Below are 11,389 nucleotides of genomic sequence, written 5' to 3'. Positions count from 1 at the left end.
AAAATCTCCGGCCAGAAGATCTTTATCTCGGCTGGTGAGCACGACATGGCGGAAAACATCATCCACCTTGTTCTGGCCAAAATTCAGGGCGGGCCTGAGGGCATCAAAGGTGTGTCGCTCTTCATCGTGCCCAAGTTCATGATCAACGAGGATGGCTCGCTGGGTGCGCGCAACGGCGTGTCCGTGGGCAAGATCGAAGAAAAGATGGGCATCCATGGCAATTCAACCTGCGTGATGAACTATGACGAGGCGACCGGTTTCCTTGTCGGGGAAGAGCACAAGGGCATGCGCGCGATGTTCACCATGATGAACGAAGCCCGTCTGGGTGTCGGCCTGCAAGGCTATGCCCAGGCAGAAAGCGCCTATCAGAACGCCGTGGCCTATGCCAACGACCGCCTGCAAGGGCGCGATGTGACCGGTGCCAAGAACCCTGACGGGCCTGCCGATCCGCTGATCGTGCACCCTGATATCCGCCGCAACCTGATGGACCAGAAATCCTTTGTCGAAGGCGCACGCGCTTTCACGTTCTGGGGGGCCTACCTGATCGACCGGGCGCACAAGAACCAGGATAAAGACGCCGATGGCCTGATTTCGCTGATGACGCCTGTGATCAAAGGCTTCGTGACCGACAAAGGTTTTGAATATGCCACTGCGGCCCAGCAGGTTTATGGCGGCCACGGCTATATCGAAGAATGGGGTATGTCCCAATATGCCCGCGATGCACGGATTGCGATGATCTACGAAGGCGCAAACGGTGTGCAGGCGCTCGACCTCGTGGGCCGCAAGCTGGCGCTGGATGGCGGGAAGCATGTGATGGCGTTCTTTGAGATGGTGAAGACCTTCATCAAGGAAAACGAGGGCAATGAGGCGCTGAACAAGGACTTCTTGGTGCCACTCAAAGCGGCATCAAAGGATCTTCAGGCCGCTGGCATGTACTTCATGCAGAACGCGACCAAGCCGAACAACGCACTGTCTGGGTCATATGACTTCATGCACATGATGGGTCACGTTTGCCTTGGCCTGATGTGGGCGCGTATGGCGAAAGCAGCGATGGAAGCACTGGAAAGCGGCGCATCCGACACCGCATTCTATGAAACCAAGATCGCGACCGGCCGCTACTATATGGCCCGCCAACTGCCTGCCACTGCGATGCACCTCGCACGCATCAACACCGGCGGCGAGACTGTCATGGCGCTTGAGGCTGCAAACTTCTAGGCTCGGCAAAGGCGCGTCGCTTTCGGCGCGCCTTTGTCCGCTGCGGAAACAACCGTAGCCGCGATCGGGTTGGGAGGCCTGCACGACATGATGAAATTGCACTGCTTTGGCGAAAGCGGAAACGCCTATAAGGCGGCTCTGACCCTGACCCTTTCGGACGAGGCGTGGGAGCCTGTTTTTGTCGATTTCTTCAAAGGGGCCACCCGCACGCCGGAATTCCGCGCGCTCAATGTGATGGGGGAAGTGCCCGTGCTTGAGGATGGCGATCTGGTCCTGACCCAATCCGCTGTAATTCAGGATTATATCAGTTCCAAGACCGGCAAACTGGGCGGGAAATCCGCCGCAGAGCGCCGCGACGTGCTGCGCTGGATGTTCTTTGACAACCACAAGGTATCTGGCGTTGCAGGGCCATTGCGCTTCAACATGAACTTCCTTCCCGAAGACAAGCGCAACTCCGATGTGAACGCGTTTCTTGCAATGCGCCTCGCCTCTGCCCTGAAAGTCATGGAGACACAGCTGGGTGCTACCGAATGGCTGACGGCTGACGACATCACCATCGCAGATATCGCCTGCGCCGGTTACCTTTTTTACCCCGAAGACTTTACCTTCGACCGCAAGGCTTACCCCAATATCGACCGCTGGCTGGATGCAATCGCCGCACAGCCCGGTTGGAAACACCCCTATGACCTGATGCCGCGCGCCCTTGGCTGACGCGGACCTAAATACCCGGAGGACCACATGACCGAAGCCTATATCTATGACGCGATCCGCACGCCCCGCGGCAAAGGCCGCAAGGACGGCAGCCTGCACGAGGTAACATCCGCGCGCCTGTCCGCGGGCGTGCTGAATGCGCTGAAAGAGCGCAACGACCTGACAGGTCACGCCGTTGAAGATGTGATCTGGGGCAACGTCACGCAAGTTGGCGAACAGGGCGGTTGTCTTGCGCGCACGGCCGTGCTGGCCTCCGATCTGGACCAGTCCATCCCCGGGCTTGCGATCAACCGGTTCTGTGCCTCGGGCATGGAGGCCGTGAACCTTGCCGCCAACCAAATCAAAGGCGGCGCAGGTCAGGCCTATATCGCGGGCGGCGTGGAAATGATGGGCCGTGTGGCGATGGGCTCGGACGGTGCGGCGATTGCAGTTGATCCTTCCATCGCAATGGACACGTATTTTGTACCGCAAGGTATCTCTGCCGATATCATCGCCACCGAGTATGGCTTCAGCCGTGATGATGCCGACCAGCTTGCGATGGAAAGCCAGAAACGTGCCAAAGCAGCTTGGAATGATAAACGTTTTGCGAAATCCATCGTCACCGTGCGCGATATCAACGGCTTGGCTATTCTCGACCACGACGAATACATGCGCCCCGAGACAAACATGCAGACATTAGGCTCGCTCAATCCTGCGTTTCAGGCCATGGGCGAAGTGATGCCCGGTTTCGACAAAGTCGCCTTGATGAAATACCCGCATCTGGAACGGATCAACCACATCCATCACGCGGGCAACTCTTCAGGGATCGTGGACGGGGCGGCTGGCGTTCTGGTCGCGTCCAAGGAATGGGGCGAGGCGATGGGCCTGAAACCGCGCGCGCGGATCAAGGCGACCGCCAAGATCGGGACCGATCCGACCATCATGCTAACAGGCCCTGTGCCAGTCACCGAGAAGATCCTCAAAGACAGCGGGATGAGCATCAGCGATATCGACCTTTTCGAGGTGAACGAGGCATTCGCATCGGTCGTCCTGCGCTTCATGCAGGCCTTTGATGTGGACAACAGCAAGGTCAACGTCAACGGCGGCTCCATCGCCATGGGTCACCCGCTGGGTGCGACTGGTGCCATCATCATCGGCACTCTGCTGGACGAGCTGGAACGGACAGGTCAGGGCACTGGTCTTGCCACCCTTTGCATCGCATCCGGCATGGGTGCGGCCACAATCATCGAACGCGTGTAAGGAGTGCCTGATATGACTGATTTCACAATGACAACAGACGTCGACGGCGTCGCGACAATCGTCTGGGACACGGTTGGCAAATCCATGAACGTGATGAACCAGCAAGGCTTCACCGATCTGGACGCGCTGATTGATCAGGCGTTGGCTGATGACGGTATCAAGGGCCTCATCATTACGTCCGGCAAAGAGGGCTCTTTTGCGGGCGGCATGGACCTGAACATCATCGCAAAGATGAAGGAAAGCGCGGGCGATGATCCTGCACGCGGCCTGTTTGACGGCCTGATGGGAATGCATGCGATCCTGCGCAAGATCGAGCGTGCAGGCATGGACCCCAAGACCAACAAAGGCGGCAAGCCGATTGCAGCCGCCCTGCCCGGCACAGCCCTTGGTATCGGCCTTGAAGTGCCGCTGGCCTGTCACCGTATCTTTGCCGCCGATAACCCCAAGGCCAAGATCGGTTTGCCTGAAATCCTTGTCGGGATTTTCCCCGGTGCAGGCGGCACGACCCGTCTGTCGCGCAAACTCGGTGCGATGGGGGCATCGCCGCTCTTGCTTGAGGGTAAGCTGAATGACCCCCAGAAAGCGAAAGCGGCCGGTATCGTCGATGAGGTTGTGCCTGCAGATGAGCTTTTGTCGGCAGCCAAGGCATGGGTTCTGTCAGAACCGAACATCGTTAAACCATGGGATGAAAAGGGCTATAAAATGCCCGGCGGCGCGCCCTACCACCCTGCGGGCTTCATGACCTTCGTCGGCGCATCTGCGATGGTCAACGGCAAGACCATGGGCGTCTATCCTGCGGCCAAGGCGCTGCTGTCAGCCGTTTATGAAGGCGCGCTGGTGCCATTCGACACAGCCCTGAAGATCGAGGCGCGCTGGTTCACCAACGTCCTGATGAACCCGTCGTCGTCCGCCATGATCCGCAGCCTTTTCATCAACAAGGAAGCACTGGAAAAAGGCGCGAACCGCCCCGACGCGCCGGACCAGAAGGTAAAAAAGGTCGGCGTCATCGGTGCGGGCATGATGGGCGCAGGAATTGCACTGGTTTCAGCTCTGGCAGGCATCGAGGTTGTCCTGATCGACAGCACGCAGGAAGCGGCTGACAAGGGCAAATCCTACACCACCGCCCATCTGGACAAAGGCATGGCCCGCAAGAAGGTCACGCAGGACAAGAAAGACGCCGTACTCAGCCTGATCAATGCGACGACTGACTACGATGCTCTGAAAGGCTGTGATCTGATCGTGGAGGCCGTGTTCGAAGACGTGGGCGTCAAAGCAGAGGTCACAGCCAAGGTGCAGGCCGTCACCGGCCCTGACTGCATCTTTGCGACCAACACATCGACCCTGCCGATTACAGAATTGGCAAAAGCATCGGTCGATGCGGAAAAATTCATCGGTATCCACTTCTTCAGCCCCGTGGATAAAATGCTTTTGGTCGAGATCATCAAAGGCAAAGAGACCGGCGATGTGGCCGTGGCCAAAGCGCTCGACTATGTGCGCCAGATCAAGAAGACTCCGATTGTCGTGAACGACGAACGGTTCTTCTATGCCAACCGCTGCATCATTCCTTACATCAACGAAGGCATTCGGATGGTAAAGGAAGGCGTGGAACCTGCCCTGATCGAGAACGCGGCCAAACTGGTCGGCATGCCGCTGGGACCACTGCAACTGGTCGATGAAACCTCTGTCGATCTGGGCGTGAAAATCGCCAAGGCGACGCGGGCGGCGATGGGCGATGCCTATCCTGATGGCGAAGTCGATGAAGTGCTGTTCTGGATGTATGAGCAGAACCGTCTGGGCCGCAAATCCAACGCGGGCTTTTACGCTTACGACGACAAAGGCAAACGCGGCGGTCTATGGGAAGGTCTCGCCGCGCAATATCCTGTCGCAGATGAGCAACCAGACCTGATCACCGTCCAGCACCGCCTGCTGTTCGCGCAGGTCCTTGAAGCCGTCCGCGCGCTGGAGGAAGGCGTGCTGGAAGACATCCGTGAAGGCGACGTCGGCGCAATCCTCGGCTGGGGCTTTGCACCGTGGTCGGGTGGCCCGTTCAGCTGGCTCGACATTATTGGCGCGCCTTATGCGGCCGAACGCTGTGACCAGCTGACCGAAGAGTTCGGTGCACGCTTCACAACCCCTGCCTTGCTGCGCGACATGGCCGACAAGGGCCAAGAGTTCTACAGGCGCTTTGGTGCACAAGAACACGCGGCCTAAAGGCTTATGGCGCATTCCGGCTCCGGGATGCGCCACTCTCTTTTTTACTTAATATCAATATGTTGCACTGCATAGCCGATACCGGCACTCGATAAGCCTAACCTGAAATCCGTGCAAAACTTAGCTATACATCTAATCTTCTAAACAGGGGCACCAAAACTGTGCCGCCCCTTTCTGGGCCAATTCGGACTTTCCAACGCAACAACATAGCGCAATACTCACCCCTCAAAGGCAATCTGCGGGAGGGCAGCATGGGTTGGATGCGCGATGAAACCGGGCTTGAAAAGCGGGCGGCAAACTATGTGCCGCTGACGCCCTTGTCGCATTTGCAGCGCGCAACGCTGATTTTTGCTGATCGCGAGGCGGTGGTTTACGGAAATACCCGCCTGACCTATGCACAATATTACCGGCGCATCTCTCGGCTGGCTTCAGCGCTGACCAAGGTCGGCGTGCAACCCGGCGATGTCGTTGCGACAATCCTTCCCAATATCCCTGCGCAATCCGAAGCGGCCTTCGGTGTCCCTGCTTGTGGTGCCGTGCTTAACACGATCAACACCCGTTTGGATGTGGATACTGTGGCCTATATCTTTGACCATGGCGAAGCCAAAGTCGCATTGGTCGATAGCCAGTTCCTGCCTCTCGCCATGGCCGCAGTTGACCTGATGGAGGGCCCTGCCCCGATGATCATTGAAGTGCCGGATGATCAGGCTGGCGTCCATGCCATGGGCGAACAACAGAACTACGAAGATTTTCTGGCGACAGGAGATCCCGAATTCGCTTGGATCCTGCCGCAGGACGAATGGGAAAGCCTCGCGCTGAACTACACATCCGGCACCACTGGCCGCCCCAAGGGCGTGGTCTATCACCACCGTGGTGCATACCTGATGACGATGGGCACACCGATCAGCTGGGAGTTACCGCTCTTTCCGCGCTACCTGCAAATCGTCCCGCTTTTTCATTGCAACGGCTGGAACCACACGTGGATGCTACCTGCTTTGGGCGGCACCGCAATCTGTTGTCGCGATATTACAGCCAAGGCGATCTACGACGCGATTGGCGATGAAAAGATCACACATTTTGGTGGCGCACCAATCGTGCTTAACCTGCTGGTGAACGCCAAAGATTCCGACCGCCGCGCCTTTGATCATGTGGTTGAGGTCTTTACCGCAGGCGCGCCCCCTGCCCCTGCCACGCTGGCCGCAATCGGCAAATTGGGGTTTAACGTCAAACAGGTCTACGGGCTGACCGAGACGTATGGGCACGTGACAGAATGTATCTGGGATGACGCATGGGATAGCCTGCCCGAAGCCGACCAGGCCGCGATCAAGGCACGCCAGGGCGTCGGCTTTCCGATCATGGAAGATGTCACCGTGGTCGATGAACACATGCGGCAAGTCCCGCGTGACGGAGCGACACAAGGCGAGATCGTCATGCGCGGGAACGCTGTGATGAAAGGCTATCTCAAGAACCCCCAAGCCACGGAAAAGGCCTTTGCAGGGGGGTATTTCCACTCCGAAGATCTTGCCATCCAGCACCCGGGCGGAGCGATGCAAATCTCCGACCGTGCCAAAGACATCATCATTTCCGGCGGTGAGAATATCAGTTCGGTCGAAGTCGAGGGCGCGCTGATGCACCATCCGGCAGTGAACCTTTGTGCAGTGGTCGCCAAACCGGATGACAAATGGGGTGAAGTGCCCTGTGCTTTTGTCGAACTGAAGGATGGCGCCAGCGCAGAAGAAGCAGACATCATCGCTTTCACGCGGACGCGATTGGCAGGGTTTAAATGCCCCAAGAAAGTCGTGTTCCAAGAGCTGCCGAAAACCTCGACCGGAAAAATCCAGAAGTTTGAACTCCGCAATCTGGCCAAGACGTTCTAGGCAGGCGGCAGGATGCCTCCGGCGGAAGTTTGATTGGACATGGAAAGTGGTAAGGTTGCGCGCTGGCCGGTTGCCCGGTCCAGGCTGATCTTTTCAGATCCCCGCCAGCGCGACTTTCCACGTCACGGTCATCAACGCTTCCGCCTGTACCGTAGCCGAGAGTCTAGCATTGCATGGTTAACGAACCCTTGATTTTCCATGTCCAATCAAACTTCCGCCGGAGGCATCAGGTCGTGCATCGTATGATGCCATCCGCTGGTTGTTTCCGACATGACAACCCAGTCCGAAATCGGTACGCTGCCGCCAAAAGGGCAAAAGAGCAGATGACGGCACTCGCGCGATATGTACGGCTGGAAAGCGAAGCGCTCTGGCGGTCGGAGCCGGAGGGCCAGCGCCGTGATGTCATGCTGTCCTTCGGCGATGCGACACTTGTGATTGCAGATGCTACGGGGCGTCCTTTGGCCCATTGGTCTCTGCCTGCGTTGATCCGGCAAAACCCCGAGGAAACGCCCGCAATCTACGCGCCAGACGAAGAGGCCAGCGAGATACTGGAAATCGCTGACATCACCATGATTGATGCGATCGAGGAAGTGCGTAAGGCCCTGGCAAAATCGCGCCCCCACCCGGGAACCCTGCGCCATTGGCTGACGGCTGGGCTGATCGTTGTGACCTTGCTTTTAGCCATCTTCTGGTTGCCCGGTGCACTGACACGGCAAACCCTTGCCGTGGTGCCAGCACCCAAGCGCATGGAGATCGGAACAAAGCTGCTGGGGTATGTGCAGGAAGAGACCGGTGCAGCCTGTCAGGCGCCCCGGGCAAATGCCGCAGCAAGGCGTCTGGCGCAGCGGCTTTTCGGGCCGCAGACCGTAGCACGGATCGTTGTTGTGCCCGCCCTTGCGCAGGGTGCATTGGCTTTGCCGGGGGGCATCGTGGCTCTGGATTATGGGGTGTTGCAGCTTTCGGATGATCCGGCGGTTGCGGCGGGTTTCATTCTTGCCGCGCGCGCCTCGGTTCTGCACATGGACCCGTTGGAAGCTTTGCTGCAACAGGCCGGACTTGGCACCACATTCCGCCTGCTGACAACCGGCGAAATCCCTGATGCGATCCTCCGCGACAATGCAGCAACGCTTTTGGCAGGCGCTGCCGCGACACCAGATCTGACGCTTCTGCGTCAAACGCTGGCGGCGGCGCAAATTCCTCAGGCCCCTTATTTGGCTGCAGTAGATGCCCGCAGTGGCAACATGCCGGACCTCGGCCTGGACCCGCTTGACGGCCAGACCACGCCACTCATTCTGACAGATAGTGATTGGGTCAGCCTGCAGAATATCTGCAATATCTAGGTATTACTTCGTGCCGAACATCCGGTCACCGGCATCGCCAAGACCCGGCACGATATAGCCCTTCTCGTTGAGATGGCTGTCAATCGCGGCGGTCACAATCGGGACATCGGGATGGGCCTCACGCATGCGCGCAATCCCTTCGGGGGCTGCCAGCAGGCAAAGGAACCGGATGTTTGTCGCCCCTGCCTGTTTCAACAGATCAATCGCGGCCACGGAAGAATTGCCGGTCGCCAGCATCGGATCGACGGCAATGACCAACCGGTCCTCAAGCTCGGTTGGCACCTTGAAATAATACTGTACCGGCTTGAGTGTTTCCTCGTCGCGGTACAGTCCGACAAAACCGACACGGGCAGATGGGATCAATTCCAATACGCCATCCAAGAGACCGTTCCCCGCCCGCAGGATCGATACAAGCGCCAGCTTTTTGCCGTCTATCACGGGTGCGTCCATCGGCTGCAGCGGGGTGTCGATGCGCTTGGTTGTCATCGGCAGGCCACGGGTCACCTCATAGGCCAGCAACTGGCTGATTTCGCGCAACAACTGGCGGAACAAGGCCGTCGATGTATCACTCTGGCGCATCAGTGTCAGCTTATGCTGGACCAGCGGGTGGGTGACGTGGGTGACGTGCTCGGTCATGTGGCGGGCTCCAGTTTTTTGGTGATGCGGGTTTTGGTGGCGTCATCGCAGAAGGCTGCGGCAAGGGCCGTTTCGTTCAGGGCTCTGAAATCGCCCTCATCCCAGCCAAAGGTGCGGTGAAGCATCTCGTATTCATCCGTCATTGTCGTGTGAAAGAAGGGCGGATCATCTGTCGACACAGTCACCTTCACACCCGCGTCACGCAGTTTCGCAATCGGGTGGCTGTCCCAGTCTTTGACGGCTTTCAGGACCACATTCGAGCCGGGGCAGACCTCCAACACAATCTCTTTCTCGGCGATCTCTTCAATCAGGGCAGGATCGGTAATCGCCCCGATCCCGTGACCAATCCGCGATACTTTCAAGTCGCACAGGGTTTCAGACACCATCGCCGCCCCACCCCATTCGCCCGCGTGGCAGGTCAACGGCATCCCCGCCTCGCGTGCCACGTCAAAGCTATAGCGATAGTCGCCGGGGCGTCCGACCATTTCGCCGCCGGCCATGCCGTAGCCCACGATGAAGTCGCCAAAGGTTTCAGCCGCACAGCGCGCAGCGGGCTTGCAGGCCTCGGGCCCGAAATGGCGGATGCCTGTCACAATCCCTTTCAGCGTAATCCCCAGCGTCTCTTCCGCCTCGGCTGCTGCATCTTCCATCGCGGCGAGATAGTCTTTCCACGCCGCCAGATCGCCACCGCCGCAAAAATCGGGGGACACGAACGTCTCCATATAGACCACACCATGAAAGGCCGTTTCTTCCAGCACAGCCATCGTGAGGCGGCGGAAATCCTCGGGCGTTTGCAACGTCGTGCAAGCGGCCTCATAAACCTTCAGGAAATGGTCGAAATCGCGAAAGGCATAGCCGCCGTCAGCCGTGAATATCTTGCTGATGTCGATCTTCTTTTCCGCAGCCAGCCCTTTGATAAAATCCGGCGGCGCGCAACCTTCGAGATGTGTATGCAGCTCGACTTTGGGGAGGGTGCGAAAACTCATAGAAAGCTCTTTCCTTGGCCTGCGTAAGGCACATTCAAATGGGCGGCAACGGTAGCGGCCACGTCGACAAATTGGAGCTGACCCAGCGCGCGCGCGCCCAAGCCATGCACCAAAACCGGCACACGTTCACGGGTGTGATCGGTGCCAGCCCATGTGGGGTCATTGCCATGGTCTGCGGTGACGATCAACAGATCATCGGGTTTCAGTTTGGGCAAAAGTACCGCCAGTTCCCCGTCAAACCACTGCAAGTGGTCACGGTATCCAGCCGCGTCACGCCGATGGCCGTATTCGCTGTCAAACTCGACCAGATTGGCAAAGACGAAGGCCCCGTCCGCCGCCGCGTCGGCCAGATCGTGGATATGCCCCATCAGGGCCGCATCCCGCCCTTTGCGCAGATCATCAATCCCCCGCATCGAGAAGATATCGCCGATTTTGCCCACTGCATGCACAGTGCGCCCCGCATCATGAACATAATCGCAAATCGTGGGTGACGGCGGTGCGATGGCGAAATCCTTGCGATTGGCGGTGCGTTGGAAATTGCCGACTTCACCAAGGAACGGACGGGCGATGACCCGCCCGACCCGCATGTCATGCACGGCGGGCGCAAGATCATGGCAGAGCTTGATCAGCCGCTCCAACCCGAACGCCTCTTCATGGGCCGCAATCTGCAGCACGCTGTCAGCAGAAGTATAACAGATCGGCCAGCCCGTGCGCAGGTGTGCTGCGCCCTCTTCATCCAGCACCGCCGTGCCAGACGCATGTCTGTTTCCCAAACTACCTTCGGTGCCCGCCAATTCACAGATCAGCGTGGTCAGTTCGGGCGGAAAGGCAAGATCGGTATCCGGAAACACATGCCAGTCCCACGGCACAGGCACACCGGCGAGTTCCCAATGGCCTGACGGCGTATCTTTCCCGCGCGAGATGTCCGTTGCAGCGCCCCACGCGCCTGTTGGTGTCGCGTCCAATCCGGCGGGTGCCTCGCCGCAGGCAAGCTTTACCGCAGCACCCAGACCAAGCGCCTCAAGTGTCGGCGCATTCAGGCCCACATCCCGCGCAATGTGACCAACGGTATTGGCTCCTGTATCGGGCAGTTTACCATTGAAAAACTGGTCCGCGTCAGGTGCGCCGCCGATCCCGACGCTGTCGATGACGACCAAAAATGCGCGTGGCATCA

General features: G+C 58.5%; 9 protein-coding genes. 6 read left to right on the top strand and 3 right to left on the bottom strand.

Translation table 11 applies throughout. The annotated features are described in order from the left end of the window. The 6 genes from VGP75_RS11975 to VGP75_RS11950 form a co-directional block, all read left to right on the top strand. Nucleotides 1–1,215, top strand: a 1,215-nt coding sequence (locus tag VGP75_RS11975) for an acyl-CoA dehydrogenase family protein (protein WP_327543884.1), incomplete at its 5' end; no start/stop codon positions are given. A gap of 90 nt (nt 1,216–1,305) precedes the next feature. Then, entirely contained in the window at nt 1,306–1,926 is a 621-nt protein-coding gene (locus VGP75_RS11970; protein ID WP_327543885.1) for a glutathione S-transferase family protein, read from the top strand. A 27-nt stretch (nt 1,927–1,953) separates the two neighbouring features. Continuing rightward, complete coding sequence (locus VGP75_RS11965; protein ID WP_327543883.1) at nt 1,954–3,165, top strand: acetyl-CoA C-acetyltransferase; 1,212 nt, start codon at nt 1,954–1,956, stop codon at nt 3,163–3,165. 12 nt (nt 3,166–3,177) lie between these two features. Beyond that, nucleotides 3,178–5,376 carry a 3-hydroxyacyl-CoA dehydrogenase NAD-binding domain-containing protein gene (locus VGP75_RS11960; RefSeq protein ID WP_327543882.1) on the top strand — a complete coding sequence of 733 codons (2,199 nt, stop codon included), beginning with the start codon at nt 3,178–3,180 and terminating at the stop codon, nt 5,374–5,376. Between the two features lie 251 nt (nt 5,377–5,627). Further along, the gene (locus VGP75_RS11955; protein ID WP_327543881.1) at nt 5,628–7,253 is read left to right on the top strand and encodes an AMP-binding protein; all 1,626 of its coding nucleotides are present in this window, start codon (nt 5,628–5,630) and stop codon (nt 7,251–7,253) included. Between the two features lie 323 nt (nt 7,254–7,576). Then, nucleotides 7,577–8,593: a hypothetical protein gene (locus tag VGP75_RS11950; RefSeq protein ID WP_327543880.1), complete on the top strand. Its 1,017-nt coding sequence runs from the start codon at nt 7,577–7,579 to the stop codon at nt 8,591–8,593. A 3-nt stretch (nt 8,594–8,596) separates the two neighbouring features. Here VGP75_RS11950 and upp read toward each other — a convergent pair whose 3' ends face one another. The 3 genes from upp to VGP75_RS11935 are packed head-to-tail and all read right to left on the bottom strand — an operon-like array spanning nt 8,597 to nt 11,387. Beyond that, nucleotides 8,597–9,229, bottom strand: a complete 633-nt coding sequence (gene upp / locus VGP75_RS11945) for a uracil phosphoribosyltransferase (RefSeq protein ID WP_327543879.1) — start codon at nt 9,227–9,229, stop codon at nt 8,597–8,599. Then, a complete protein-coding gene (locus tag VGP75_RS11940; protein WP_327543878.1) occupies nt 9,226–10,215 on the bottom strand; it encodes an adenosine deaminase in 990 nt (329 codons plus the stop codon). Before VGP75_RS11940 ends, upp begins: the two co-directional genes overlap by 4 nt. After that, the gene (locus tag VGP75_RS11935) at nt 10,212–11,387 is read right to left on the bottom strand and encodes a phosphopentomutase (protein WP_327543877.1); all 1,176 of its coding nucleotides are present in this window, start codon (nt 11,385–11,387) and stop codon (nt 10,212–10,214) included. The genes VGP75_RS11940 and VGP75_RS11935 overlap by 4 nt, the downstream gene beginning before the upstream one ends. Nucleotides 11,388–11,389: the final 2 nt, after the last annotated feature.

This window comes from Yoonia sp., assembly GCF_036007805.1.
In the GTDB taxonomy this organism is placed as follows: domain Bacteria; phylum Pseudomonadota; class Alphaproteobacteria; order Rhodobacterales; family Rhodobacteraceae; genus Yoonia.
This window is presented reverse-complemented; position numbering and strand designations above follow the sequence as displayed.

Coding starts and splice junctions, on each gene's coding strand:
- VGP75_RS11935 (WP_327543877.1), bottom strand. CDS start 11,387: ATGCCACGCGCATTTTTGGTCGTCATCGACAGCGTCGGGATCGGCGGC.
- VGP75_RS11960 (WP_327543882.1), top strand. CDS start 3,178: ATGACTGATTTCACAATGACAACAGACGTCGACGGCGTCGCGACAATC.
- VGP75_RS11950 (WP_327543880.1), top strand. CDS start 7,577: ATGACGGCACTCGCGCGATATGTACGGCTGGAAAGCGAAGCGCTCTGG.
- VGP75_RS11955 (WP_327543881.1), top strand. CDS start 5,628: ATGGGTTGGATGCGCGATGAAACCGGGCTTGAAAAGCGGGCGGCAAAC.
- VGP75_RS11965 (WP_327543883.1), top strand. CDS start 1,954: ATGACCGAAGCCTATATCTATGACGCGATCCGCACGCCCCGCGGCAAA.
- upp (WP_327543879.1), bottom strand. CDS start 9,229: ATGACCGAGCACGTCACCCACGTCACCCACCCGCTGGTCCAGCATAAG.
- VGP75_RS11940 (WP_327543878.1), bottom strand. CDS start 10,215: ATGAGTTTTCGCACCCTCCCCAAAGTCGAGCTGCATACACATCTCGAA.
- VGP75_RS11970 (WP_327543885.1), top strand. CDS start 1,306: ATGAAATTGCACTGCTTTGGCGAAAGCGGAAACGCCTATAAGGCGGCT.